Source organism: Mycobacterium sp. IDUB_5 (assembly GCF_055419565.1).
This window is the reverse complement of record NZ_JBVAXX010000001.1, coordinates 49,852-75,923: the sequence shown is the minus strand read 5'-3', so window position 1 is coordinate 75,923 and position 26,072 is coordinate 49,852. Positions and strand designations below refer to the sequence as shown.

General features: G+C 66.2%; 27 protein-coding genes. 17 read left to right on the top strand and 10 right to left on the bottom strand.

Annotated elements, in window-relative coordinates; all coding sequences use genetic code 11:
• Positions 1-50 precede the first annotated feature (50 nt).
• From ACZY1G_RS00360 to ACZY1G_RS00350, 3 genes are all read right to left on the bottom strand, one after another.
• The gene (locus ACZY1G_RS00360) at positions 51-1,139 is read right to left on the bottom strand and encodes an inositol-3-phosphate synthase (RefSeq protein ID WP_463813027.1); all 1,089 of its coding nucleotides are present in this window, start codon (positions 1,137-1,139) and stop codon (positions 51-53) included.
• A gap of 69 nt (positions 1,140-1,208) precedes the next feature.
• Positions 1,209-1,754, bottom strand: a complete 546-nt coding sequence (locus ACZY1G_RS00355) for a PadR family transcriptional regulator (protein WP_463813025.1) — start codon at positions 1,752-1,754, stop codon at positions 1,209-1,211.
• 115 nt (positions 1,755-1,869) lie between these two features.
• Positions 1,870-2,739: a DUF1707 SHOCT-like domain-containing protein gene (locus ACZY1G_RS00350; RefSeq protein ID WP_463821220.1), complete on the bottom strand. Its 870-nt coding sequence runs from the start codon at positions 2,737-2,739 to the stop codon at positions 1,870-1,872.
• A gap of 112 nt (positions 2,740-2,851) precedes the next feature.
• Here ACZY1G_RS00350 and ACZY1G_RS00345 point away from each other — a divergent pair, with 112 nt between their 5' ends.
• From ACZY1G_RS00345 to ACZY1G_RS00330, 4 genes are read left to right on the top strand one after another with little or no spacing between them, the layout of a single operon-like run.
• Positions 2,852-3,283, top strand: a complete 432-nt coding sequence (locus tag ACZY1G_RS00345; RefSeq protein WP_335329994.1) for a DUF5318 domain-containing protein — start codon at positions 2,852-2,854, stop codon at positions 3,281-3,283.
• A 38-nt stretch (positions 3,284-3,321) separates the two neighbouring features.
• Positions 3,322-3,444, top strand: a complete 123-nt coding sequence (locus tag ACZY1G_RS00340; protein ID WP_463813021.1) for a hypothetical protein — start codon at positions 3,322-3,324, stop codon at positions 3,442-3,444.
• A gap of 8 nt (positions 3,445-3,452) precedes the next feature.
• Positions 3,453-5,801 carry a transglycosylase domain-containing protein gene (locus tag ACZY1G_RS00335; protein ID WP_463821218.1) on the top strand — a complete coding sequence of 783 codons (2,349 nt, stop codon included), beginning with the start codon at positions 3,453-3,455 and terminating at the stop codon, positions 5,799-5,801.
• A gap of 59 nt (positions 5,802-5,860) precedes the next feature.
• Positions 5,861-7,471, top strand: a complete 1,611-nt coding sequence (locus tag ACZY1G_RS00330; protein ID WP_463821766.1) for a glycosyltransferase family 87 protein — start codon at positions 5,861-5,863, stop codon at positions 7,469-7,471.
• Here ACZY1G_RS00330 and ACZY1G_RS00325 read toward each other — a convergent pair.
• A complete protein-coding gene (locus ACZY1G_RS00325; RefSeq protein ID WP_463813017.1) occupies positions 7,426-8,235 on the bottom strand; it encodes a DUF1206 domain-containing protein in 810 nt (269 codons plus the stop codon). The genes ACZY1G_RS00330 and ACZY1G_RS00325 overlap by 46 nt on opposite strands.
• A 108-nt stretch (positions 8,236-8,343) precedes the next feature.
• On the opposite strand from ACZY1G_RS00325, the gene ACZY1G_RS00320 reads away from it, so the two are divergent.
• From ACZY1G_RS00320 to ACZY1G_RS00285, 8 genes are all read left to right on the top strand, one after another.
• Positions 8,344-8,643 (top strand): hypothetical protein, encoded by a 300-nt coding sequence (locus tag ACZY1G_RS00320; RefSeq protein ID WP_463813015.1) that lies wholly within the window; start codon positions 8,344-8,346, stop codon positions 8,641-8,643.
• Positions 8,644-8,729: 86 nt separating this feature from the next.
• Positions 8,730-9,200 carry a DUF5078 domain-containing protein gene (locus ACZY1G_RS00315; protein ID WP_463821217.1) on the top strand — a complete coding sequence of 157 codons (471 nt, stop codon included), beginning with the start codon at positions 8,730-8,732 and terminating at the stop codon, positions 9,198-9,200.
• A gap of 113 nt (positions 9,201-9,313) precedes the next feature.
• On the top strand, positions 9,314-9,604 hold the full coding sequence (gene rpsF / locus ACZY1G_RS00310) for a 30S ribosomal protein S6 (protein ID WP_003931678.1): 291 nt from the start codon (positions 9,314-9,316) through the stop codon (positions 9,602-9,604).
• A 66-nt stretch (positions 9,605-9,670) separates the two neighbouring features.
• Positions 9,671-10,177 carry a single-stranded DNA-binding protein gene (locus ACZY1G_RS00305; RefSeq protein WP_043403644.1) on the top strand — a complete coding sequence of 169 codons (507 nt, stop codon included), beginning with the start codon at positions 9,671-9,673 and terminating at the stop codon, positions 10,175-10,177.
• A 40-nt stretch (positions 10,178-10,217) separates the two neighbouring features.
• Entirely contained in the window at positions 10,218-10,475 is a 258-nt protein-coding gene (rpsR, locus tag ACZY1G_RS00300; protein ID WP_335330002.1) for a 30S ribosomal protein S18, read from the top strand.
• Positions 10,476-10,486: 11 nt separating this feature from the next.
• Positions 10,487-10,942, top strand: coding sequence for a 50S ribosomal protein L9 (rplI, locus tag ACZY1G_RS00295; RefSeq protein ID WP_463821215.1), 456 nt, complete (start codon positions 10,487-10,489; stop codon positions 10,940-10,942).
• 465 nt (positions 10,943-11,407) lie between these two features.
• A complete protein-coding gene (dnaB, locus tag ACZY1G_RS00290) occupies positions 11,408-14,008 on the top strand; it encodes a replicative DNA helicase (protein ID WP_463821213.1) in 2,601 nt (866 codons plus the stop codon).
• Positions 14,009-15,244: 1,236 nt separating this feature from the next.
• The gene (locus tag ACZY1G_RS00285; protein WP_463821211.1) at positions 15,245-16,399 is read left to right on the top strand and encodes a hypothetical protein; all 1,155 of its coding nucleotides are present in this window, start codon (positions 15,245-15,247) and stop codon (positions 16,397-16,399) included.
• A gap of 57 nt (positions 16,400-16,456) precedes the next feature.
• On the opposite strand, the gene ACZY1G_RS00280 is transcribed toward ACZY1G_RS00285, so the two are convergent.
• Entirely contained in the window at positions 16,457-16,774 is a 318-nt protein-coding gene (locus tag ACZY1G_RS00280) for an NIPSNAP domain-containing protein (RefSeq protein WP_463813004.1), read from the bottom strand.
• On the bottom strand, positions 16,775-17,653 hold the full coding sequence (locus ACZY1G_RS00275; protein WP_463813002.1) for an SDR family NAD(P)-dependent oxidoreductase: 879 nt from the start codon (positions 17,651-17,653) through the stop codon (positions 16,775-16,777).
• A gap of 95 nt (positions 17,654-17,748) precedes the next feature.
• On the opposite strand from ACZY1G_RS00275, the gene ACZY1G_RS00270 reads away from it, so the two are divergent.
• The 3 genes from ACZY1G_RS00270 to ACZY1G_RS00260 all read left to right on the top strand — a co-directional run bounded on the left by ACZY1G_RS00270 (position 17,749) and on the right by ACZY1G_RS00260 (position 20,886).
• Positions 17,749-18,327 carry a TetR/AcrR family transcriptional regulator gene (locus ACZY1G_RS00270; protein WP_463813000.1) on the top strand — a complete coding sequence of 193 codons (579 nt, stop codon included), beginning with the start codon at positions 17,749-17,751 and terminating at the stop codon, positions 18,325-18,327.
• Between the two features lie 545 nt (positions 18,328-18,872).
• On the top strand, positions 18,873-19,331 hold the full coding sequence (locus ACZY1G_RS00265; RefSeq protein WP_463821209.1) for a nuclear transport factor 2 family protein: 459 nt from the start codon (positions 18,873-18,875) through the stop codon (positions 19,329-19,331).
• A 160-nt stretch (positions 19,332-19,491) separates the two neighbouring features.
• Entirely contained in the window at positions 19,492-20,886 is a 1,395-nt protein-coding gene (locus ACZY1G_RS00260) for an FAD-dependent oxidoreductase (protein ID WP_463821207.1), read from the top strand.
• A gap of 209 nt (positions 20,887-21,095) precedes the next feature.
• Here ACZY1G_RS00260 and ACZY1G_RS00255 read toward each other — a convergent pair whose 3' ends face one another.
• Together ACZY1G_RS00255 and ACZY1G_RS00250 are read right to left on the bottom strand one after the other, a co-directional pair.
• Complete coding sequence (locus ACZY1G_RS00255; RefSeq protein WP_463812995.1) at positions 21,096-22,316, bottom strand: multidrug effflux MFS transporter; 1,221 nt, start codon at positions 22,314-22,316, stop codon at positions 21,096-21,098.
• 122 nt (positions 22,317-22,438) lie between these two features.
• On the bottom strand, positions 22,439-23,431 hold the full coding sequence (locus ACZY1G_RS00250; protein ID WP_463821205.1) for an NADPH:quinone reductase: 993 nt from the start codon (positions 23,429-23,431) through the stop codon (positions 22,439-22,441).
• Positions 23,432-23,680: 249 nt separating this feature from the next.
• On the opposite strand from ACZY1G_RS00250, the gene ACZY1G_RS00245 reads away from it, so the two are divergent.
• Complete coding sequence (locus ACZY1G_RS00245) at positions 23,681-24,346, top strand: cutinase family protein (protein ID WP_463821203.1); 666 nt, start codon at positions 23,681-23,683, stop codon at positions 24,344-24,346.
• Positions 24,347-24,362: 16 nt separating this feature from the next.
• On the opposite strand, the gene ACZY1G_RS00240 is transcribed toward ACZY1G_RS00245, so the two are convergent.
• The gene (locus ACZY1G_RS00240) at positions 24,363-24,854 is read right to left on the bottom strand and encodes a hypothetical protein (protein ID WP_463821202.1); all 492 of its coding nucleotides are present in this window, start codon (positions 24,852-24,854) and stop codon (positions 24,363-24,365) included.
• Positions 24,855-24,866: 12 nt separating this feature from the next.
• Positions 24,867-25,478, bottom strand: a complete 612-nt coding sequence (locus ACZY1G_RS00235) for an MspA family porin (protein ID WP_463821200.1) — start codon at positions 25,476-25,478, stop codon at positions 24,867-24,869.
• A gap of 321 nt (positions 25,479-25,799) precedes the next feature.
• Between ACZY1G_RS00235 and ACZY1G_RS00230 the strand changes: the two genes are divergently transcribed.
• The gene (locus ACZY1G_RS00230; RefSeq protein WP_463821198.1) at positions 25,800-25,973 is read left to right on the top strand and encodes a hypothetical protein; all 174 of its coding nucleotides are present in this window, start codon (positions 25,800-25,802) and stop codon (positions 25,971-25,973) included.
• Positions 25,974-26,072: the final 99 nt, after the last annotated feature.

Genomic DNA, 26,072 nt, shown 5'->3' with positions numbered 1-26,072 from the left:
GCCATCCCAGTGAGATGGCGATCTCCCCGCAGACTCGATGCGAAGAGTGCTCAGCCGGCGATGAACTTCTCCAGCTGCTCACGCGCGAGGTCGTCGGCGAGCTGCTTGGGTGGGCTCTTCATCAGGTAGGCGGAGGCGGCTTCGATGGGTCCGCCGATGCCGCGGTCCTTGGCGATCTTCGCTGCGCGCACCGCGTCGATGATCACGCCTGCCGAGTTGGGGGAGTCCCACACCTCGAGCTTGTACTCCAGGTTCAGCGGCACGTCACCGAAGGCGCGGCCCTCGAGCCGGACGTAGGCCCACTTGCGGTCGTCGAGCCATGCAACGTGGTCGGACGGACCGATGTGGACGTTCTTGTCGTCGATCTTGCCGGCCAGCGAGCCCTGCAGGTTCGACGTGACGGCTTGGGTCTTGGAGACCTTCTTCGACTCCAGCCGCGAGCGCTCGAGCATGTTGAGGAAGTCCATGTTGCCGCCGACGTTGAGCTGGTAGGTGCGGTCCAGCGTGACGCCGCGATCCTCGAACAGCTTGGCCATCACGCGGTGGGTGATGGTCGCGCCGACCTGGCTCTTGATGTCGTCGCCGACGATCGGCACACCGGCGTCTTCGAACTTCTTGGCCCACACCGGGTCCGAGGCGATGAAGACCGGCAGCGCGTTGACGAAGGCGACGCCCGCGTCGATGGCGCACTGGGCGTAGAACTTGTCGGCCTCTTCGGAACCCACGGGCAGGTAGGACACGAGAACGTCGACCTCGGCGTCCTTGAGAACCTTGACCACGTCGACGGCCTCTGCGTCGGACACCTCGATGGTGTCGGCGTAGTACTTGCCGATTCCGTCGAGGGTCGGACCGCGCTGCACGACGATGTCGGTGGGAGGTACGTCGGCGATCTTGATGGTGTTGTTCTCCGACGCGAAGATCGCCTCGGACAGGTCGAAGCCGACCTTCTTGGCGTCCACGTCGAACGCAGCGACGAACTTCACGTCGCGCACGTGGTACTGGCCGAGCTTGACGTGCATCAGGCCGGGCACGCTGGCGTTCTCGTCGGCGTCCTTGTAGTACTGCACGCCCTGCACGAGCGAGGACGCGCAGTTCCCCACGCCGACGATCGCGACCCGGACGTCATTGCTTGCGGTCATGACGACTTCTCCTCTTGTCCTACTTCAGTGCTGTGTTGGTGTACTCGGCTGTATCGGTGGTGCTGCGGCTCAACTTTGTTCTGCGCGTCCCTGCGCCGACTTCTCCGCCGCGATCAACTCGTTGAGCCATGTGACTTCGCGTTCGCTCGATTCCAGTCCCAGCTGGTGGAGCTGGCGGGTGTAGCGATCGAACGAGTTGCTCGCCCGCGCGATTGCTTCACGCAGACCTTCCCGGCGCTCTTCCACCTGACGGCGGCGGCCTTCCAGAATCCGCATCCTGGCCTCGGCCGGGGTGCGGTTGAAGAAGGCGAGGTGTACGCCGAATCCGTCGTCGGAAAAGTTCTGTGGCCCGGTGTCGGCGACGAGCTCGGTGAAGCGCTGCTTCCCGGCATCGGTCAGCTGGTAGACACGGCGCGCGCGGCGCACCTTGACGGTGCCTTCCGGGGCGGCATCCTCGACGATCAGGCCGTCGGCCTGCATGCGGCGCAACGCCGGATACAGCGAACCATAGGAGAACGCGCGGAACGCTCCCAACAGGCCCGTGAGTCGTTTGCGCAACTCGTACCCGTGCATGGGCGATTCCTGGAGCAGCCCGAGGATGGCGAGTTCGAGCATCCGGGCACCTCCTCCATGATTCAGCCGCTACGACGGCTCGACACCTCGCGCAATAGTATCGCGCCGATATATTGAGTGCCACACGGGTGCGCCGTCACAGGACAGGCGGCAGGGGTCAGTCGTTGGCGTAGTTCATGCGCTTGACGGTCAAATCGCCGTTGAGCTCCATGTATCCGCTGTTTCCGAAATTGGGCGTGACGTAGATGGTGATCTCGATACTGTCCGGCGCAGCGGTCATGTCGCTGTTCGGCCCGATGATCATGTACGTCAGCTTCACGTCTTTGGGTTCGATCCCCACGGCTTCGGGAGCACCGCGCAGGATCCCGACCAGCTTGGGGATGTCGAAGGCGCCCAGATCGACGACCCGCGCATCGGAGCCCATGCTCGTCTCGCTGGGGTCGTCCCACCCGCCCCGGTAGGAGTAGCTCAGTACGCGCCGTGGCTCTTTCGGGTCCGGCCGCTCCAGCGACGCGTAGTCCGGGTAGATGGTCATGTCGTACCCGGTGGTGTCGCCGAACTTCTGCTTCATCTGGGTGAACAGACCCGTGAGCCCACCCAGAGAATGCAGCTGACGTGGCGGGGTGAGCACCTCGGCGGGGATTCCGTCGTCCTTGGCCCCCGGATCGGACGTGAAGTTCAGCGGTGAGGGGGTGTTGCCGTAGAGGCCCCAGCCGATCGCGATCCCGAACACCACCAGTACGACGGCCATCGCGATCCGGATGCCGGCGCCACCGGGCAGCGACGGCAGCCGTCGCGGAGGTTTGCGCAGCTGCGTCGGCGCGTTGGCGGTCTGGAGATCAGTCACCAGCTCCTGGAGCTCACCGAGCGTCGCCGCGTTGGTGGCGGCCTTCACCCGCTCCCCGTGCTCGGTCATCGACAGCTGCCCCTCGGCGAGCGCGGTGTCGAGGATCTGGCACGTGTCGGTGCGATCACTGTCCTTCGCGCGTGTCCACGAAGTTCCCCGAGCTGAGCTGCCAGAAGCCACGACGGAGATCGTAAGAGTTGGGTTGCTGATCCCGCAGGCCAGCCGCGAACCCGGTCGGGTCGGGAGCCCGGTCGCGCCTCCGCCGTCGCAGCGCCGACGTACTCTGGTCAGCGTGCGATTGCAGCGACAGGTGGTGGACTACGCCCTGCGGCGCCGGTCGCTGCTGGCCGAGGTGTATTCCGGGCGCACCGGCGTCTCGGAGGTCTGCGACGCCAACCCCTATCTGTTGCGGGCCGCGAAATTCCACGGCAAGCCCAGTTCGGTCATGTGTCCGATCTGCCGCAAGGAACAGCTGACGCTGGTGTCCTGGGTGTTCGGCGATCACCTCGGCGCCGTCTCCGGATCGGCCCGCACCGCCGAGGAGCTTGTCCTGCTGGCGACGCGCTATGACGAGTTTTCGGTACATGTAGTGGAGGTATGTCGGACTTGCAGCTGGAATCACCTGGTGAAGTCCTACGTGCTGGGCGCGATTCCGCCGCCCAAGGGATCCCGTCCGCGCCGCACGCAGACCGCGCGCAGCACCGCGCGGACGGCCAGTGAATAGCGCGGGGCGCCCCGACCGTTCACCCGACCGAGCCCGCGATGGGCGCAGGCCGGCCGACGGCGGTGGCGCGCGACCCCAGCCTCAACCCCGGCCCCAGCCAACTCGGCACCGGTCCGACGGTCCCGCGCACGCAGCGCGCCCTCGTCCCGACGATCGTCTGACCACGGTCTTGCCGCCGGTTCGGGATGAACGGCCGCGGCATCTCAAGGATCCGATCGACGACGTCAAACGTGCGCTCGACGGCCGCCCGCCCAAGCAACCGCCGCCACCGCCGCGCCGCCCGACGGGTGGCGGAGGACCGGGAGGCGGGGGGTCTGGTGGTGGCCCGTCGGATCGTCGGCCCGGGTGGCGTGAGCAGGTCAACTGGAAGTGGGTGCGGCGCGGCCTGATCGCATGCGCCGCCGTTCTCATCGTCTTGCCGCTGCTGACCTTCGGCATGGCGTACCTGATCGTCGACGTGCCCAAGCCCGGTGACATCCGCACCGCGCAGGTGTCGACGATTCTGGCCAGCGACGGGTCGGAGATCGCGAAGATCGTTCCGCCCGAAGGCAACCGCGTCGACGTCAACATCGACCAGATCCCGGTGCACGTACGCGACGCGGTGATGGCCGCCGAGGACCGGGACTTCTACTCCAACCCCGGGTTCTCGTTCACCGGCTTCCTGCGTGCCTTCAAGAACAACATCTTCGGCGGCGATCTGCAGGGCGGGTCGACGATCACCCAGCAGTACGTCAAGAACGCGCTGGTCGGCGATGCCCGGTCCGGCGTGGGCGGGCTGATCCGAAAAGCCAAGGAGCTGGTCATCTCCACCAAGATGTCCAGCGAATGGTCGAAAGACCAGGTGCTGCAGTCGTACCTGAACATCATCTATTTCGGGCGCGGCGCCTACGGCGTGGCGGCGGCGTCGAAGGCGTACTTCAACAAGCCCGTCGAGCAGCTGAGCGTGGCCGAGGGTGCACTGCTCGCCGCCCTGATCCAGCGGCCCTCGGGGCTGGATCCGGCCGTCGACCCGGAGGCCGCCACCGAGCGGTGGAACTGGGTGCTCGACGGCATGGTGTCGATCGGCGCGCTGTCGGCGCAGGATCGCGCGGCGCAGGTGTTCCCGCCGACGATCCCGCCGGACGCGGCGACCACCCAGAACCAGACGACCGGGCCCAACGGCCTGATCGAACGCCAGGTCATCGAAGAGCTGATGAACATCTTCAACATCAGCGAACAGCAGCTCAACACCGAAGGCCTGCAGGTCACCACGACCATCGACCCCAAGGCGCAGTCCTCGGCGCTGGACGCCGTCAACGAGTACATGGACGGTCAGGATCCGGACATGCGCACGGCGGTGGTGTCCATCGACCCGAAGACCGGCGGGGTGAAGGCGTACTACGGCGGCTCTGACGCCAACGGCTTCGACTTCGCGCAGGCCGGCTTGCCGACGGGGTCGTCGTTCAAGGTGTTCGCGTTGGTCGCGGCCCTGCAGCAGGGCATGGGTCTGGGCTACCAGGTGGACAGCTCCCCGGTGACCGTCGACGGCATCAAGATCACGAACGTCGAAGGCAGCAGCTGCGGTAACTGCAACATCGCCGAAGCGCTGAAGCGTTCGCTGAACACCAGCTACTACCGGCTGATGCTGAAGCTCAAGAACGGTCCGCAGGACGTCGCCGACGCGGCGCATGCCGCCGGTATCGCCGAGAGTTTCCCCGGCGTCGAGCACACGCTGTCCGAGGACGGCAAGGGCGGACCGCCGAACAACGGCGTCGTGCTGGGGCAGTACCAATCCCGGGTGATCGACATGGCGTCGGCCTACGCGACCCTCGCGGCGTCCGGGGTCTACCACAAGCCGCACTTCGTGCAGAAGGTCGTCAACGCCGAGGGCACCGTCCTGTTCGACGCGAGCCAGGAGGACAACGCGGGCGAGCAGCGCATCGACAAGGCCGTGGCCGACAACGTCATCGCGGCCATGCAGCCGATCGCCGGCTACTCCAACGGTCACGCGTTGGCCGGCGGCCGCCCGTCGGGAGCCAAGACCGGCACCAACCAGCTCGGTGACACCGGCGCGAACCGTGATGCCTGGATGGTCGGCTATACGCCGTCGCTGTCGACGGCGGTCTGGGTCGGCACCGTTGACGGCACCAAGCCTCTCGAGAACAAATGGGGCTCGCCGGTGTACGGCTCGGGCATTCCCAGCGACATCTGGAAAGCCACGATGGACGGCGCACTGGACGGCACCGACAACGAGTCGTTCCCGAAGCCGGAGGAGATCGGCGGCTACGCCGGTGTGCCGCAGGCTCCGCCACCCCCGCCGTCGACCACTGTGGCACCTCCACCGGCGGAGACGGTGATCCAGCCGACGCTGGAGATCGCGCCCGGCATCACGATTCCGTGGGGCCCGCCGACGACAGTCCCGGCGACGCCGGGGCCCGCCCCGGTAGGGGTTCCGCCCGGTCCGGAGGCGGTGCCCGGTTCGCCGCCACCCGGTGCCCCGGCTCCGGTGGTGCCAGGCGCTCCGCCGCCGCCTCCGTGACCTCGCCGGTCCCGCCGGCCGGTACCGAAGATTCGCTGGACGTCGACTCGCCGGCTCCGCTGGCAGGTGTCGAATCGCCGGCTCCGCTGGCAGAAGACCTCCGGAGCCTCGACGACCGCGACTTCCCCAGCCGCACAGATACTCTCGGCGCCGCGCTGTCGGGCACCATCGGCGGTCCCGTCGGCCGGCACGCGCTGATCGGTCGTACCCGATTCCTGACCCCGCTACGGGTGATGCTGCTCATCGCCCTGGTGTTCCTGGCGCTGGGCTACTCGACGAAGGCGGCGTGCCTACAGACGACGGGGACGGGGACCGCCGATCAGCGGGTGGGCAATTGGGCCAACAACCGGGCCTACTACGAGCTCTGCTACTCCGACACCGTGCCGCTCTACACCGCGGAACTGCTGAATCTCGGGAAGTTCCCGTACAAGTCGAGCTGGCTGGAGACCGACGAGAAGGGTATGCCGCGCGCCCAGTACGACGGCACCCCCGCGGTCCGCTACATGGAGTATCCGGTGCTGACCGGGATCTACCAGTACCTGTCGATGTCGCTGGCCAAGACGTACACGACACTGACCAAGCTGACGTCGGTGCCGATCATCGCCGAGGTGGTGATGTTCTTCAACATCTCCGCGTTCGGGCTTGCGCTGGCGTGGCTGACGACGGTGTGGGCGACGGCGCTGCTGGCGGGTGCCCGCCGCATCTGGGACGCCGCCCTGGTGGCGGCCTCACCGCTGGTGATCTTCCAGATCTTCACCAACTTCGACGCCCTCGCGACCGCGTGCGCCGCCGGTGCGTTGCTGGCGTGGGCCCGCCGACGGCCGGTCCTCGCCGGCGTGCTGATCGGCCTCGGGGTGGCGGCCAAACTCTATCCACTCCTGCTGCTGATTCCCATGGTGCTGTTGGCCATACGCACGTCGCGATTGCGGGAGGTCGCCACGACAGCGCTCGCCGCGGTGGCGACCTGGTTGGTGGTGAATCTGCCGATCATGCTTCTGTTCCCGCGGGGGTGGTCGGAGTTCTTCCGGCTCAACACCCGTCGCGGCGACGACATGGATTCGCTCTACAACGTGGTGAAGTCGTTCACCGGGTGGCAGGGGTTCGATCCGAATCTCGGCTTCTGGGAGCCGCCGGTGGTGCTCAACACCTTCAGCGCCGCTCTGTTCGTGGCGTGCTGCATCGCGATCGGCTACATCACCCTGACTGCCGCACGCCGGCCGCGCATCGCGCAGATCGCCTTTCTGGTGGTGGCGGCGTTCCTGTTGACCAACAAGGTGTGGAGTCCGCAGTTCTCGCTGTGGCTCGTGCCGTTGGCGGTGCTGGCGCTACCGCACCGAAGGGTGCTGCTGGCGTGGATGACGATCGACATGTTGGTCTGGGTGCCGCGCATGCTCTACCTGTTCGGCGAACAGAACAAGGGACTACCCGAGCAGTGGTTCACCGCGACCGTGCTCCTGCGCGATATCGCGGTGGTCACGTTGTGCGCGTTGATCATTCGGCAGATCTATCGACCGGAGCGCGACCTGGTCCGCGCTGACGGCGCAGACGATCCGGCGGGCGGCCCGTTCGACCGCGCCCCGGATGCCTATCCGTCGTGGGTGCCGGATTGGCTACAGCCGCGCGGTCACATCCGCGCCCACCGAGCCAGCGCGAAGCTGTACAACCCGTAGGCAGCGAAACCGAGGGCGGCGAACCACAGGATCGCGTCGCCGGATGTCGCCGACCCCAGCGCTTGGACCGCGGCGTCGAGGCCGGCGGCTTTGGCCGGGTCGGCCCGCACGGCGGCCACGATCACCAACACCCCGGCCAACGCGTAGACGGCGCCTTCGGCGACGTAGCCGTACACCCCGAGCACGACGACCACCCTGCCGCCGGAGGTGGTCAGGTCGTCGACGAAGCGGCGGGAAGCTCCCTTGTAGGCGTAGTAGCCGCCGATCACCGCGATCACCGCTCCGACGATGACCAGCAGGGTTCGACCTGAAAACGATTGCATCAGAACAGCACTCGCTCCGGAGTTCTGCTCGCTGCTGGGTTCACGACGCCCGATCGCGAACCGCACGCAGGTGTACCCCACGCTGCAGTAGACCCCCAGCAGGCCAAGGGCTTTGAGCCGGTTACCGATGCTGGCGTCGCTGGGGTCACGACCCCCCTCGGCTGGATGCAGACCGAGGAGCGCTTCGGTCAGACGCCAGGCGGCCAGCGGTACGAGTGCCGCGGCGATCGCCCACAGGATCAGCACTCCGTCGGTGGCGGCGGCGATCGTCGCCATGGCGCCTGAGGGATCGGCGTGCCCACCGCGGCCGAGCGCGATCCTGGCGATCACGTAGGCGATGAGGAAGTGCAGGAGACCGCTGGCGACGAAGCCGGCCCGTACCGTGCGGCGGACGCCGCCGTGCGCCAGAATCCGGTCGACGATCTCCGGCCGGGACATCATCGCGCTCTACCCGGCACCCTGGAGTTCGAAACCGGGGTGTTTCCCGGTGCCGCGTAGTGGTTATATTTGCTAAGCATCTTTGTGCAGTCTGCAGGCTGGAGTCGTCTCATGAGTTTTCTGACCAAGACCGTGCCCGTCGCGCTGATCCTCGGCGGATTCGCCGCGGGTGCGCTGGGCTTCGGCGCGGCGACGTCCGTCGCTCAACCGCCCCCGCCTCCGCCCGGCCCGGCCGAGTTCCCCCCGAATCCGCCGGGTGAGCCGGTGCCGAACTGGGCGCCACGCAAGCCGGCCGACATGTGGAACAACGAGCCGGTGGTGTGGACGTCGATGTGGGGTGGCCGCTGGGGCGTGTGGAAGCACGGCCAGTTCATCACGCTGTCGTCGAACCCCGTCACCAACGGCGGCTGAGCATCGGACTGGGCAGCTGCCTAGCTGCGCTATATAGTTGGCCCACGGCGCGATGCGCGCCCGCATTCGACGAGGTAGGAGCGACCATGACCGGTTTGGCGAGTCGAGTGCTGAGGACCGCACTGGCGACGGCTGCTGCCGCGGGCGCGCTGTTCGGCGCGGCGGGCACCGCTCAGGCTGATTCCACTGACGACTATCCGATCCCGCACCGCATCATCGTCACTACCTGCGACGTCGAGCAGTACATGGCCGCCGCCCGCGACACCAGCCCGGTGTACTTCGAGCGGTACATGATCGACCGGAGTAACCGCCCGGCCGACGTCCAGCAGCAGGCGTTCGATCGCATCCACTGGTTCTTCTCTCTGGATCCGGTCGCGCGGCGTCAGTACTCCGAGGACACCGCCACCAACGTCTACTACGAGAACGTGGCCACGCACTGGGGCAACTGGGCCAAGCTGTTCTTCAACAACAAGGGTGTCGTGGCGCACGCCACGGATGTCTGCATGAACTACCCCAAGGGCGACATGTCGGTCTGGGACTGGCCTGTTCGCCGCTAGCGATTTCGTTCTATCCTCCCTGGTCATGTAGCCTTGGCCGGTTGCCGACGCAGGCGACCCTCCTGCCATGGACACGCCGTGGCCGATCAGACCAGAGGAGGTGATGGGTTCCTATGCGTCCATACGAAATCATGGTCATTCTCGACCCCACACTCGACGAGCGCACCGTTGCTCCGTCGTTGGAGACGTTCCTGAACGTCATCCGCAAGGACGGTGGCAGTGTCGACAAGGTCGACATCTGGGGCCGGCGCCGGTTGGCGTACGAGATCGCCAAGCATGCCGAGGGCATCTACGCGATCGTCGACGTCAAAGCCGAGCCAGCGACGGTCTCTGAGCTCGATCGTCAGCTCAACCTCAACGAGTCCGTTCTGCGGACCAAGGTGATGCGGACCGACAAGCACTAAAGAGTGCCGATCGTCGGAGCCGCTGCGTAGGCTCGCGCCCAACGTCCGCTCACCAAGGAGGAACTCGTGGCTGGTGACACCACCATCACCGTCGTAGGAAACCTGACCGCCGATCCGGAACTGCGTTTCACGCCGTCCGGTGCCGCGGTGGCCAACTTCACCGTTGCGTCCACCCCGCGCATCTACGACCGTCAGAGCGGGGAGTGGAAGGACGGCGAAGCGCTGTTCCTGCGGTGCAACATCTGGCGTGAGGCCGCCGAGAACGTGGCCGAAAGCCTGACCCGTGGGTCGCGCGTCATCGTGACGGGCCGGCTCAAGCAGCGCTCCTTCGAAACCCGCGAGGGTGAGAAGCGCACGGTGGTCGAGGTCGAGGTCGACGAGATCGGGCCGTCGCTGCGCTACGCGACCGCGAAGGTGAACAAGGCGAGCCGCAGTGGCGGCGGCGGTGGCGGTTTCGGCGGGGGCGGTGGCGGTAATTCGTCGCGCGGCTCCGAGCAGCCCAAGGACGACCCGTGGGGCAGCGCGCCCGCGTCGGGCTCCTTTGGCGGCGCTGACGATGAACCGCCCTTCTGAGACAACATAATTCGAGTGATTTCGAGAAAGAGTTAGACACATGGCCAAGTCCTCCACCAAGAGGCGTCCGGCTCCGGAAAAGCCGGTCAAGACACGCAAGTGCGTGTTCTGCTCGAAGAAGGGGCAGAACATCGACTACAAGGACACCGCGCTGCTGCGCACCTACATCAGCGAGCGCGGCAAGATTCGCGCCCGTCGGGTGACCGGCAATTGCGTTCAGCACCAGCGCGATATCGCGATCGCCGTGAAGAACGCCCGCGAGGTCGCGCTGCTGCCGTTCAGCTCGGCGACGCGGTAAGGACGATTGAGATGAAACTGATTCTTACTGCCGAGGTCGAGCACCTCGGAACGGCCGGCGACGCGGTCGAGGTCAAGGACGGCTACGGGCGTAACTACCTGCTGCCCCGCGGGCTGGCGATCGTGGCCACCCGTGGTGCGCAGCGCCAGGCCGAGGACATCCGGCGCGCGCAGGAGCTCAAGGGCGTCAAGAGCCTCGAGCATGCCAACGAGTTGAAGACGGCGATCGAGGGTCTCGACGGCGTCGAGCTGTCTGTGAAGACCGCCGGGGACTCAGGCAAGCTGTTCGGCTCGGTCACCGCGGCCGACGTGGTCGCAGCGATCAAGAAGGCCGGCGGACCCAATCTCGACAAGCGCACCGTGCAGCTGCCCAAGGCGCACATCAAGAGCGTGGGCACGCACTCGGTCACGATCCGGCTGCACCACGATGTGGCCGCGACCGTGTCGGTGAACGTGGTCGCCAACTAACAACTGACGAGTCAACGGCCGGGTGAGGACCGAGAGGTCCGAACCCGGCCGTTGTCATGCTCGGCGAACTTTCCCGGCGAATCTCGCCACAGCGAACATAACCCGGTGTTAACCTCCTCGGCCCTCAGTCGAAACGCAACACGCCCGAGAAGTCAACCCGGGTCGACACGCCGACTGATTTACCATCCACAGAGCTGACACCTTCCCAACAGGCGATCATCTGCGGAAACGGACCAGATCACAGCGTTGATCCACAAGTTGTCCCCAGCAGCTCAACATGGCTCACCAGACCTATCCACATTCCATCCCCAGCTCTGTCAACAAGGGATGGTTGCGTCTTCTGTAGCAACGTCTAGCGTTGGCCGTCGCGGACACGATGACGGACGCCGCGGGGACAGTGTCGGTACGCCGGTTTACAGTCTCATCGAACGTCCGTTCGACACTTGGGAGGGGTGAGGTCACCGCGTGGCTGTCGTCGATGACTTGGGCCGGCCTGATGATCGTGCGGCCATGGAGCCTCCTCCGAACGAGGATTTCGGTCGACAGCCGCCGCAGGACCTCGCGGCCGAGCAGGCCGTGCTGGGCGGCATGCTGCTGAGCAAGGACGCGATCGCCGACGTCCTTGAGCGCCTGCGCCCAGGCGACTTCTATAAGCCAGCCAACCAACTCGTCTACGACGCCGTGCTGGATCTGTACGGCCGCGGAGAGCCCGCTGACGCGGTCACCGTGGCCGCCGAACTCGACCGAAGGGGGCTGCTGCGCCGCGTCGGTGGCGCGCCCTATCTGCACACGCTGATCTCCACGGTGCCGACGGCGGCCAATGCCGGGTTCTACGCCGAGATCGTCGCGGAGAAGTCGCTGCTGCGCCGGCTGGTGGAGGCGGGCACCAGGGTCGTGCAGTACGGCTACGCCGGTGCCGAGGGCGCGGACGTCAACGAGATCGTGGACCGCGCACAGGCGGAGATCTACGACGTCACCGAGCGGCGTGCCACCGAGGACTTCGTCCCGCTCGAAGAACTGTTGCAGCCGACGATGGACGAGATCGACGCGATCGCTTCCCAGGGCGGAATCTCCAAGGGCGTGCCGACGGGCTTCACTGAACTCGACGAGCTGACCAACGGGCTGCATCCGGGCCAGATGATCGTCGTCGCCGCACGTCCCGGAATGGGTAAGGCGCTGGCGCTGGACACGCCGCTGCCGACGCCGTCGGGCTGGACGACGATGGGTGAGGTCGCCGTCGGGGACGAGCTGATCGGGCCCGACGGCATGCCGACGCGCGTGGTGGCCGCGACCGAGGTGATGACCGAGCGCCCGTGCTTCGAGGTCGAGTTCTCCGATGGCACAGTGATCGTCGCAGATGCCGAGCATCAGTGGCTGACCCGCACCCGTGCGTCGCGCAGATCCGCCCACGACGCCGACGACATCCGCACAACGCGCGAGATCGCCGAAACGCTGCGGTGCGCGACAGCTGATCGTCGCCTCAATCACTCGGTGCGGAACGCGGCGCCCATCCAAGGTGTCGAGGCGGAACTGCTCGTGCCGCCGTACACGCTGGGCGCTTGGTTGGGCGACGGCACATCGATGGCTGCACAAATCACGACTGTCGACCCGGAGATCCTCATGCGGATCGAAGGGGAGGGGCTGGTCACCGTTCCCTCGCCCGGTGCTCGGCTGCGGTACGGGCTGCAATTGGCTGCGCCAGAACCCGTCGCGGTGCGCGAGTGCGTGGTGTGCGGAACCACGTTCGTTCCTCAGACGAGCCAGGTGCGGACGTGTGGGCGGTCCTGTGGTGGTCGCGCCCGATTCGTCTCCGAACCTGTTGCGGCACCCACGTGTTCGCAGTGCGGTGGGCCGTCGTGCGGGTTGCGCCTGTGCCAGACGTGCCGCCATGCTGTGGGCACCGTGCAGGGTCGTCTCCGAACGCTCGGGGTGCTCGGGAACAAGCACATCCCCACCGCGTACCTGCGGGCGTCGGAAACGCAGCGCCGCGCGCTCCTGGCAGGGTTGCTGGATACCGACGGCACAGTGACCAATGGTGGCGCGGTGCAGTTCTGCGTGACGAATCGGCGTCTGGCAGAGGACTTCCGCGAGCTCGTCGTGTCGCTCGGATACCGCTGCCAGGTGGCGACGAAGACGGTCAAGGGGCGCTCGGAGGCAACGTCAACGGCTTATCTCGTCAACTTCTCAGCCACGGACAGCGTGTTCGGGTTGCACCGAAAAGACGTGCTGCACAAGGAGCGTCGCGCCCGCAGCAGCGTGCGGTCCAACTCCCGATTCATTGTCGATGTTCGGCCGGTGCCGAGCGTGCCGGTTCGGTGCGTGGAGGTCGACAACGCCAGTCACATGTATCTGGCAAGCCGGTCGATGATCCCGACGCACAACTCGACGCTGGGCCTGGACTTCATGCGGTCGTGCTCGATCAAGCATCACCTGCCGAGCATCGTGTTCTCGCTGGAGATGAGTAAGACCGAGATCGTCATGCGTCTGCTGTCGGCGGAGGCGCGGATCAAGCTCGCCGATATGCGGTCGGGCAAGATGAGTGACGACGACTGGACGAAGCTGGCGCGCCGCATGAGTGAGATCAGCGAGGCGCCGCTCTACATCGACGATTCGCCGAACCTGACGATGATGGAGATCCGCGCCAAGGCACGACGGCTGAAGCAGAAGACAGACCTGCGGCTCGTGGTCATTGACTACCTGCAGCTGATGACGTCAGGCAAGAAGGTCGAGTCGCGCCAGCAGGAAGTGTCCGAATTCTCCCGCCAGATCAAGCTTTTGGCTAAAGAGCTTGAAGTTCCGGTGGTCGCGATGAGCCAGCTGAACCGTGGTCCGGAGCAGCGAACGGACAAGAAGCCGCAGTTGTCGGATCTGCGTGAGTCGGGCTCGATCGAGCAGGACGCGGATATGGTTGTGCTGCTTCACCGTCCGGACGCGTTCGACAATGACGACCCGCGTGGTGGCGAGGCTGATCTGATCGTCGCCAAGCACCGCGCCGGCCCGACGCGAACAGTGACGGTCGCGCATCAGCTGCATCTGTCGCGGTTCGCGAATATGGCGAAGCAGTAGCCGGGAGTTGTGGCTTCTCAAGTTTGATGTCCACTTCTCAAGTAAAACGTCCACCTGATGTCCAATTGGACATGAAAGTGAGAATTCTGGGTCCCCGGCGCTTGGCGGGGCGGTAATGAGACTGCGGTGAATGTTTGAGTGGATCCGGCGCGTGTCACCGGCTTCGACGGTCGGCCCGGGGCGAGGGCCGACGCCGCGGCCGTCACCAGCCTGTCGTGGGTGTCCAATTGGACATGAAAGTGAGATTTCGGTGGGCGGGCTGCTGACGCGAACGCAGCGGTTGCCGCTGCAGTGATGTACGAGGGCCGATCGGCGGGTGTGGCTTCATTCGGCGGCTGCAACACGTCGAGGGTCCTTTGACGACAAGCGGGGTGCCGTTTCATCAACTGTCACAAGCGATGACGGCGCGGCGGCCTGTTACCCGTCGTGGATATCTCGATTATCCATGAGGCGATGCGTGGTGTGCTCCAATTACTCCCCGACGCGGGCTGTGGTGAACATCTACGGTTATACATAGACGTGTCACTCGGGGGGCCGACAACGTCATTGCAGCTTTCGGCAATTCGTGACTTCCGGGGTGCCCACGATTCGCGCAGCGCTATCCTTCGCGGCGCCGATGCTCATCGATGCGACGATGGGGGCCACGCGAGCGTATGGTCCGGGCCGGTTTGGGCGCCGTTGCCCCTGGTGCGAACGGACAGGCATTCACGTTAGCCCGTCGACCCACGTGAGCTGAACCAAGGCGTCGCCATGGCGATTGACCCACAGCCGGATGATGGGCGTTTGCCGACGGCGGGGGCTGCAAGGGCGAACCACCACCGTCATGACGCAGGTCTCACGAGAGGCCTCCACAACCGGATTGGTTACAGGGCGTCGCGAGCACACCAGCGGTGGTTCGGCACAAAGTTGAAATGAGACAACCGCTTGTCTACCTTGAAGGCACCGCCGGCTGTGTTGCTGTGCGGAGTGCCGCGATCCCACGCCTGCGATCGCTCCGCGTCCGGCGACGACGGCGCCGGTTGATGACAGAGTCCGTGCCCAGACACCTCGCTCCGCTGTACTGTCGACTCGCTGCGTTGCGCTCCAGGAACACCGAGCCGCGGGAGGAGCTCAAACGCATTGAGTAATTCGTCGCAGTCGAACCGCGGGCGGGACGTGGCACGTACATCCGCGCGATGCGTCGTTACCTACTCCAATTCCGCCGTGCGGGAACGTGCCTCAGCGTTCACCTTGTGGATGACCGCAGCGCTGATTGCGGGTTCCGCGACGGTGACGCTGCTTGGTCTAGACAGGCTGCGCCCGTCGCTACCGGTGGTCATGCCCGCCTACGCCGGATGGGAGGGCGACTACGCCGACGTGGCATCGTGGATTGTCTGGATACTTGGGGATACCACCGAACCTGGCTACGCGCATTCCGCTTTGGCCGGCGCGTTGATGCTGATGGGCGGGTACCTTGCCCACCGGGCCACCAGGTCGAAGACGCGCTGGCGGGGTTTTCCGGTCACCTCCGGCACTGGCCTGTTCGCCTGGGCAGTGGGCAGCGCAGCCCTGGGTCTGGTGCTGAGCAACGCAGCGTGGGGGTGGACGATCGCCGCGTCGGGCGTGTGGCAGCCCACGTTCGTACCGTTTGCGTCGGTTCCCGCGGCCGTCGTCCTGGTGTACGGAGGCCGAGGATCGGTGGCGCTGTCCGGGGCGGTCCTGGGCGCGGCGCTGAGCACCCCCGCCGCGTTGGTCGCGGTGAACTTTGGGTGCCGCCCGCTTGGTCTTCCCCCCGTGGTCGGGGCGACCACGGGCATGGCGATCAGCGCAGTGGCGGCGTTCGCGTTGTGTCGGCATATGCCCTGGATGCGTACACCGCGCGTGATGGCACCGCGCTGCATCGCCGGGTCTCCCCACCATTTCGTAGACACCAGTCGACAAGGACCGCGATGGTTGTCGCGGCGCATCCTGGCCGACTTCACCGAGGCTCAGTTCATCGGCAATGAATGGGCCGGCGCCGGATTGCTGGCCGGCACGGTGATTAGCTACCTCCTCAACCCTGCGATGGCAGGCAATGTCGGGAACCTGCTTCCCGAACTGCTGACGTCACAGGTCCTGACCGCCGCGCTCAGTGCGGCGCTGTGGCACCGGCAGTGGGCGACCTACGGCTGGTATCCCACCTTCGTTCCCGTCGTGTCCATCGCTCCGGCAACGGTTCTCGCGTTCCACGGCTCCGTACAGGCAATCGTGACCGGGGCGGTACTCGGTGCACTCGTCGGGCCACCGGTCGCCGCGGCGATCGCTCGACGGCTGCCCCCGGACTTTCACCCATTCATCGGCAACGTCGTCTCGATGGCGGTGTCCACCGCGACGATTGTGACGGCGCTGTCGGTCATGCCCGGCTTCGGTTGAACATCGATCGCACGGTGTCTTACCCCGAGCGTGACACTGCGATCGGGACACGAAGGTTCACAGCGCGGTGTTGCCAATCGGTGTAAGCCGTGTGGTCTGGCGGGCGGTTATCAGCGAGTCGTCGAAGTCCTCGTGGTCCTCGTCGAAATCCACACTGGCGCAGTACCTCTCCGCTAATTCGGTCGGATCGCTGTTCGGTGGGTAGCCGACGAGGGCGATGACGCGAGGCTTGTCGGCATCGTCGTCGATCCATACTCCGTGGACGGTGATGCCGTAATCGTGCAGGGTGCGGATGTGCCGGGGCCAGAAGTCCTCGGTGTAGCGGCGCAGAGCCTCGAAGTCTCTCAGCGTGTAGGTGTGTAGTTCCATGACCATCTAGCGACCTCGAGAGGCCAGCGGGTCGAGCTGGTCGGCGGTGGCGTCGTCGGCGGCGGTCGACACGCTGAGCTGTTCGTGTTGCTCGTCGGCGGCCAATAGGTTGCGCCCCGCCGCGGTCCCGTAGCGGAAGGCGTCGGGGCCGACGAGGAGTCTGTGGGGTGGCTCGGCCATGTCGACGATCTCGAGGAGCAGCGCGGCGACCTTCGCAGGGTCGCTGGCGCCGATCGACGTCGAATTGCTCAGCGCCGCAGCGGCGCCGACGGTGGACTCATAGTCTTCGCGCACCGGGTCGATGCGCATCGAGGAACCGGCCCAATCGGTCCGCATGCCGCCTGGTTCCAAGACGGTGACCTTGATGCCCAACGGAGCGACCTCTTGAGCGAGTACCCCCGAAAAACCGGTGACGGCCCACTTCGACGATTGATATGCCGCGAGGCCTGGCCGCGCCATCCGGCCACCCACCGACGACACCTGGACGATGTGCCCGTTGCGTTGTGCCCGCATGATCGGCAACGCCGCCCGAGTCAACCGCACTACGCCGAAGAAATTCGTGTCGACCTGGGCGCGGAAGTCTTCGAAGTCGACGTCCTCGATGGCTCCCATGTTGGCGTAGCCGGCGTTGTTGACCAACACGTCGAGGCGGCCGAAGCGGTCAAGGGCGGTGGCGATGGCGGCGCGAACGTGGTCGTCGTTGGCTACGTCGAGCTCGACGATGGCGAGGCGGTCGGGGTGCGCAAGAGCGATGTCATCGAGAGCGGAGGTGGTACGGGCGCCGGCGACGACGCGATGCCCTGCGTTGAGGGCAGCTTCGGTGATGTGGCGTCCGAGCCCGCGCGAGGCGCCGGAGACGAGGATGACGTGCGATTCTGTGCTCATTGCTTCTCCCATCAAGTTCCATCGGTATACGACTGTAGACATGAACGAAATATACAGACGTAGACATTGCCCGTGGTATTCCCTACCGTCTGGGCATGCCTACCGACCGTGTGCGCCCGCGCAACGCCGCCGCCACCCGTGAAGCGATATTGGCCTCCGCCATCCGCAACTTTGCGAGTGCCGGGTACGACGGTGTCGGCGTGCGTGACATCGCCGGCGACGCCGGGGTGACCGCCATGCTGGTGAATCGGTACTTCGGGTCGAAGGAGCAACTGTTCGCCGAAGCTGTCGAGACCTCGTTCTCGTCACCGGTTTTCATCGCCGAGAGATCCGGCGATGTGTCACGCGACGCCGCGGCGGCGCTGGTCGCTCGCTCCGGTCCGGATGCCGACCACCTCGAACCGTTCCTGATCATGCTGAGGTCGGCGTCGAATCCGCGTGCTGCGGCCATCGTCCGCGACGCGATAGAGCGGAACGTGGGGAGGCGCTTGGCCCGCCAACTTTCGGCACCAGGGCGCCAGTTGCGCAGCGACGTGCTGCTGTCGGTGATCAGTGGGGTCCTGCTGATGCGGAGCGTGATGGGCACTGCGGCGCTCAACGGCCGCCGTCCCGATCAGCTGGTGCAACTGCTAGAGGCCGTGTTCGACGCGATCGCCGACGCGCCGCTGACCTGACGGGCCGCAGCTGTTGGTGCGCGTCCTCCGCTCCGACCTTTGCGTACGGCGTGATGACCTGCAAGGAAACCCATACTGATGCAAACGCTCCGATTTCGACGTGTCACGGGCCTTTGGAGCACGATGGCCCCGGAATCTCAGGTCGGTGCCCCAACGGTTTCGGTTGACGCCAAATGCAAGAACATGTCGCCGCGGTCGGTCATTGGTCTGCGGACCTCCCATGGCCAATCGGGAGAGCGTGCATCAGCGACGTAAAGGCTCCGACTGCTCGTGGGCGGCACCGGTCGACATGGGTTGTCGAACGAGGCGAAGGGCAAACTCATAGATCGCCTGCATCCCGCCGAAGCCGTGCCCGCCAGACGATCTGGCGCGACCTAGCGGCCCAGGTGAACGCTGCCCTGTCTCCCAGGGGGCGCTGAGTAGGCGGGGACTCGGCAGAACATGCCTATCCTGCCGGGCGTGGCGGTCACGCCGGGCCACACTGATGATCGCGTGCCCCGGTTGCGGCGCCGTCTGCATGTCATCGTTTGAGTCGGGGAGGTCGAATGAGCCTTGGAGGATTGGCCGCCCACCAAGAGATCCACCGCCAGCTCTTCGAATACGCAATCGCCTCCGACGCACACGACTGGCCACGGCTGGCCGCCCTCTTCAGCCAGGGTCGCTATTTCTTCGCCGACGCCGACGGTAGCGACGCGGTAGTTCGTTGGGGTAAGTCGGTGGTCAGGGACGATGCCCGAACCCAGCACGCCATGTCTGCAGTGTCGATCGAACTCGACGACCTCGCCGCGCCGAACCGGGCGCGGGTCCGCAACTATCTGAGCCTGTTCGCCCTCAACGAGGTCGGGCTAGCCGAGTTGGTGTCGGCGTGCTGGTTCGAGAGCACATTCGAGACGGTCGACGGCTCATGGCGGTGGCGGTGGCAGGTCATCACACCGCTGTTTCGCGGCAATTGGACGCTGATTCACCGAACGCAACAGTTCGGCCCTGAGCCGCCTGTTGGTTAGGGCCACCGTGGCGTTGGTTCCATGGCAGCGGCGACGAAACCCATTGCAGCCTGGAAACATCGACGCTAGATGCTTTATGTCTGGCCCGGTCAGGACAAGCGCCGGTGCTCCTCAACAACGAAATCGACCCCAGCACGACCCCGACCCCCAGGAGAGCTCGATGACCGAAACCACCAACGGCACGTCCGTCGCGGCGGACCTTGCCGTGATCGGGTTCGGCAAGGGCGCCAAGACCCTGGCCGCCACCCTCGGGCGCAAGGGCAAGCGGGTGGTGATGATCGAGCAGTCCGCGAAGATGTACGGCGGCACCTGCATCAACATCGGCTGCGTGCCGACGAAGTCCCTTGTCTACCAAGCAGAACAACTTAGTGAACGCGGCCCCGCCGCCTACCGCCGGGCAGTGGAGAACGAGCTCGCGCTGACCGCCAAGCTGAGGGCGGACAACTTCGCCATGCTCGACGGCATCGAATCGGTCTCGGTGCTCACCGGCCGGGCCGAATTCGTCGACCCGCACACCGTCAAGGTCACCCTCGTCGACGGTGGCGGCACGGCGGTCGTGTCCGCCGAGCACCTCGTCGTCAGCACCGGGTCCGAACCCCGGATTCCGGACGTCCCCGGCCTGGCAGACAGCGGCGTGATGGTCACCAGCACCGACCTGCTCGCGACGCCGGAGCTGCCCCGACGTCTCGTGGTCCTCGGTGGCGGTTACGTCGGCCTGGAGTTCGCGGCCATGTACGCCGCCTACGGCTCGGACGTCACGGTGCTCGAACGCCACTCCGAAATCCTCGGCCAGGAGGACGACGACGTCGCCGCGTGCGCCCGGGACCTGTTGCGCGAGAACGGTGTCACCGTCGTCATCGACGCCGAGGTTCGCGAGGTGCGGGCCGGCGCGGACGCACCGGCAACGGTGTCCTACCACGGTCACGGTGCGCTCGAATCGGTCGACGCCGACCTCGTCCTCGCCGCGGCGGGCCGGCGGCCGGTCACCGACGGGCTGCGGCTGGACGCGGCGGGAATCGACATGACCGACGCCGGGGCGGTGGCCGTCGACGACCACCTGCGCACCAGCCAGCCCCACGTCTTCGCGATGGGCGACGTCAACGGCGGACCGCAGTTCACCTACGTCTCCCTCGACGACTACCGCATCGTGCTCGACCAACTCGTCGGATCCGGCACGCGCAGCACGACCGACCGAAAGGCGGTGCCGTACACGCTCTTCATGACGCCGCCGCTGGCACGGGTGGGTCTGACCGAACGCGACGCCCGCGCCTCCGGGCGACGGGTACGGGTCGCGGCGCTGCCCGTCGCCACGATGGCGACGGTGCCGCGGGCGCGCATCGTCGACGAGGCCCGAGGAATGATGAAGGTCGTGGTCGACGCCGACGACGACGCGATCCTTGGCGCGGCCCTGCTGAGCTACGACTCCCACGAGGTGATCAACGTGGTGTCCCTGGCGATGCGCCACGGCATCACCGCCACACAGCTGCGCGACGAGATCTACACCCACCCGTCCATGACCGAGGCGTTCAACCAACTTCTCGGCGCACTGACCTGACGTCGGCCTTCCGTCGCAGGGGTCCGCCCGCTCGATCAGGGGGGCATCGTCGGCGTTCCGGCTGCGCACGTTGGACGTCGACCCAGGCGAAAGCCCCCACGCTGTGCAACTTTAGGGCGATGCCGTGTCCGCGGTCCGAGACGACGGCCGTCGCCGTGGTTGCAGTGGTGGCCGGGGGTGGGCTTGGCGGTCTTGTCCCCGGGCTGTCGTCAGCTACGGCCGTGGCGGTCGATTGGCGAGTGGGCAGCACCTGAGCTGAGGAACGCGCCGATCGCTACCAACGCGCACACCGTCATCGTGATGGACATGGGCACTGCGGTGCCGCTCCCGGCGACGCCGACCACCGGCGACACGACAGCCGCGAGCGCATACTGGAGCAGTCCCAGTACGGCCGAGCCCGTTCCCGCCACTCGGCGAACTTGGTCCAGCGCAAGGGAGGTGGCATTTGCGACCACCAGTCCGAGACTGGTTACCGTGCACCACAGCAGGGGCAGCATTACCCAAATCCGCGGTCCCGTAAGCGCGTCGACCAACACAAGACTGGAGAACACTGCAAGCAGTCCTACCCCAGTGGCCAGCAGCCGTCGTTGGCCGAAACGTACGACCAGTCTGGCGTTGACGGCGTTCATGATCAGAAGCCCGATTGCATTGGCGGCGACAGCGATTCCGTTACCGGTGGTCGACAGGCCGAGGATGGTCTGAAGAACGAACGGGGAGGCGGAGATGAAGGCGAACATCACCGAGAAGCCAGATGCAAAGGCGAGGGAATACCCGACGAATTGGCGATTGCCGAGGGTGTCCTTCAAGCCACGCGTCGTGCTGCGGCTTCCACCGTCCGAGCTCCGCGAAGCGGGGTGCGTCTCGGAGAGCACGAAGGTGGCGCCGAGCACCATCACCACGGCGAGGCCCGAGAGAATGCCGAACACTCCGCGCCACCCGATGACCCCGGACAGGCTGCCGCCGATGAGCGGCGCCGCTATGGGTGCTGCACCGTTGATGATCATCATCAGGCTGAAGATCCGCGCCGCGGCGGCGCCTTCGGCGCGGTCGGAGACGATCGCTCGGCTGAGCACGACACCGGCGGCGCCCCCAAATCCTTGCAGGAATCTGAATGCCGCGAGCAGTTCGACGGACGGGGCGAGCGCGCAGGCCACACCTGCGCCGGCGCACAGCACGGTACCCGCCAGCAGAAGCGGGCGTCGTCCCCACCGGTCGGACAACGGGCCGACCAGTTGCCCGGTGGCCATGCCGACCATGAAGGTCATCAATGTCACCTGCATGGTCGCCGGGGCGGCACCAAACTCCTCGGTCATGGCGGGAAAGGCCGGCAGATACATGTCGACCGACAGGGGACCAACCGCGGTGAGGAGGGCCAGGACCCAGAGCCAACTGAGTGGAATCGGTGCCGTCGGCGAGCTCGGCGTCACCATGGGAGGGCCGCTGGGCGGCGCTGCGGTATCACGCGGGGACCGTACGTCGACCTCGGTGCCATCACGTGGCCTTTAGGCGGTAATCACCGATCCGACGGCGTTGGGGCGGCGGGTCGGACCACTCAGGAGTCGGTGACGGCAATGAGGACCTTGCCCTGTACGACGCCCGCCTCGACCGCGTCGTGGCCATCGGCGGTCCGCTCTAGAGGCAGGACGAGGCCGATCTGCGGTCGGTAGGAATCCGCGGCGAGACACCTCGTAATATCCCCGATTGCAGCCACTTTCGCGTGGTTCGGCATCGTGTAGACGTAGACGAAGCGCACTGCGCCGTTGGCCAGCATGAACGGCATCGCCGGCACCGACACGGTGGCGTCCGGATCGCCAACCGAGTACGCGCTGATGGCACCGCCGTTGGCCAGACACGCCAGATCGAGCTCGCCGTTGGCGACGACGTCGACGTCGACGACGCGATCGACGCCCGCCCCGTCGGTAGCGGCTCGGACGGCGGCGGCGACGTCGACCTCGCGCAGGTTCAGCACGAGGTCGGCTCCTGATTGGCGCACGATCTGCATCTGTTCGGGCCGACGGACCGTCGCCACGACCCAGGCGCCGGCCCACTTGGCCAACTGGACGGCGGCGGAGCCCACCGCGCCGGCGCCGCCGTGAACCAGGACACGTCGACCTCGAAGGCCGCCATCGGCAAAGAGGCACCGGTGCGCGGTCATCGCCGGAACACCAAGCGCCGCACCGACGTCGAACGACACGCCGTCGGGGAGTGCGACCGCATTGCCCGAGGGCACCGCGACGTAGTCGGCTGCCGTCCCTGCGGCGCGGCCATACTGCGCCTCGTAAATCCAGACGCGTTCACCGACGCGGTCGGAGGATATGCCGTCGCCCACCGCCTCGATGACTCCGGACCCGTCCTGATGGGGTATGACGCTGTCGAAGGCCATCGTCGAGACGAAGCCCGTACGGTTCTTGACGTCACTGGGGTTGATGCCCGACCGGTGCACACGGACGAGCACCTCACCGGGTCCCGCCACCGGTGTCGGCGACTCGCCGAACACCAGAACGTCGTGGGCTGCACCTTGGCGGTCGTAATGAATTGCGCGCATCGTCGCTGATGCTATGCGGTGTGGCCCGATGGTGTTGGGCGTTTGAAAGCGATTGCCACTGTGACATATTCGACGATCGCAACGGCGACGCGCACGCCCAGCACTCGGTATGAATTGCCTATCTCTTGGCTCATGGGTCGCCCACGGGTGACACTTCGCGAGAGCCCGGGCAAGCCGGCCGGGCAACGTGCGCGGTCACTGAGGGAGCGAAACATCAAGCGACACAGATTGATTCTGGGAGAGACCGTCATGGCAGCAGCACTGGTCGTCGGAGGCGCGGTTGCCGTTGCGAATCTCGACCCGTCTGCCGCGGCCGCGGACGCGTGTTCAGATGCTTTGGTAATCTTTGCCCGCGGTACGTTCGAGGGGCCGGGCGCAGGCAAGGTGGGCGATCCGTTCATCGCGGCGCTGCGGGCCCGTGCGGGCACCCACACCGTCGACGAACATCCGGTCGACTACCCCGCTTCGCTGGACTTTCCCCGGGTCGTCGATGGTGTCATTGACGCGAGCAACACCATTCGCGACATCGCGCAGTCGTGCCCGCAGACGAAGATGGTGCTTGGCGGCTTCTCGCAGGGGGCTGCGGTGGCGGCTTACACCACCTTCGACCATCTGACGCCGAACTACGACCTCCCGCCGGGTATCACCGGCCCGCTGTCCCCCGACGTCGCCTCACACGTGGCCGCGGTGGTCCTGTTTGGTCTGCCATCGCCTGGCATCGTGACCCTTCTGGACTCACAGGCGCCGCCCATCGTCATCGGTGCTCCGTTCGCCAGCAAGGTCCTTCAGCTGTGCAACCCAGGGGATCCGGTGTGCGAGCCCGGAGGGCGGGACCGCCCTGCGCACAGCGCCTACGTCGACAACGGTGCGATCGACCAGGCGGCGGACTTCGCCGCTGCGGCGCTGCACTGGTAATCGACCTCCCCAATCGTCACGGCCCCAGGACGAACGCGGGCAACGTTGATTCGTTGCCTTGCGGTGGCGCCACCGGGGCCCGACCGTAGGGATCCTCCAAGTCAGTGGACACACCGGTGGCGCCGACATTCACCCCCCCGGCAGCGCTGTCGGAGGTACGAACCCCTGGCGCGGGTCCGTTCGGTCCAAATCTGTTGGGCGCGTTACCCAGTCGCGACCCGGGCATGCCCACGCCAGATTGACCGGGGTCGGCATTGGTGGCTATCCCCACCCCGGCCGCGTCGAACAGACCGGGCGCGCCGCCCGGGGGGATGGGATTGTAAAACGTCGCATAGCCGTAGGGTCTGCCCAAGACGCCAGGTGCGAGGAGTCCTGCGGTGGGGTAGCCGTAGTTGGGCGGAATGAATGGCGGCGGGCCGGGACTCGGCTCGGCGGACGCCGGCGCGGGCGTCGCGATGAGCGTCGCCAGAGAGACGAGGAACAACGCCAGCGGAAACTTCGAGCTCATGACCCCCCTTTCTCAAATCTTGATGGGATCGCCGTAGATGGCGAACTCCGAATGCGCTGCCGAGGTGGACGTTCGAAGATAGGCGTATGACCTGATGGTGACGTCACCCCCGCAGGCGTCGGCCTTGATGTGGATGTTGTCCACGTCCAACATGGCGCTGCCGTCGTTGAGGGCCATGTTGGCCATCGGCACGTCGACGATCACACCCGGCTGAACCGTGGTCTGGAGGAACCCCGTCAGGCCACCGGCGCCCGCTGGCATTCCCGTCAGGGACGCGTTGCCGCCGAAGGCGCCGGCCCCGCCGACACCCAGACCACTCGACACGTCGGATTGACAACCCAGTTGATACCCGGCGATGAACACACTGTCGGTGATGGGCGCCCCTCCTCCGGCGGCCGTCGCCGTCGCGCTGAACGTCACGAAGGCCTCACGGGAGTTCGTCGCCGCTGCGAGGTTGGGAACGGCGTTGACGCGTTCGCCGGCGACGTCGATCGACAGGCTCCAGCCGTCACGGGTGTTCTTCACGTAGTGCTGTGGGGCCATCTCCACTGAATCGGCCTGTGCAGCAGGGGGACTGCCCATCGCGGCGGCCGACAGCACGATCGAACACACCGTCGACGGCATCAGGTGCGAACGTCGACGTCTGTCCCGGGCCTTCGCCCCACCCCGTCCTCGTGCTGTGACTGTCACCGGCCCATGGTCACCACTGGACGCCGACTGCGCATCGGTGAACTTCGCCTAATCGCGCGGGCGGGTCATCGACCAACTGCGAAGATTGGCCGGGTCGCGCCATGTGCTTGGCGTCTGCGTCCAACGGCGTCGTGTCGGTCGCATTCTCCGGAGGTCGAGACAGTGTCATCGAGTAGTGACCCGCGAGGACTGACGACGCAGCAGCAACGCGCGTGGACTGCGTTCACATATGTGCAGTCGCGCATCCATTACGAAATGAACCGGCAGCTGCTCAGGGACAGCGGGTTGTCCCTGGCCGACTACGAAATGCTCCTGGCGCTCAGCGCCAGGCCTGAGGGGGTCGCGCAGGTCTCCGACCTCGCCGTCGAGATCGGCTGGGAGCGCAGCGCGTGTCGCACCAACTGCGGCGCATGTGTGAACGAGGCCTGACCGCGCGTCGACCCTCGCCCAGAGATCCACGTGCCACCGATGCCCTCCTCACGGGCGAGGGCCGCCGCTCGATCGCGGCCGCGACGCCGGCGCACCTCG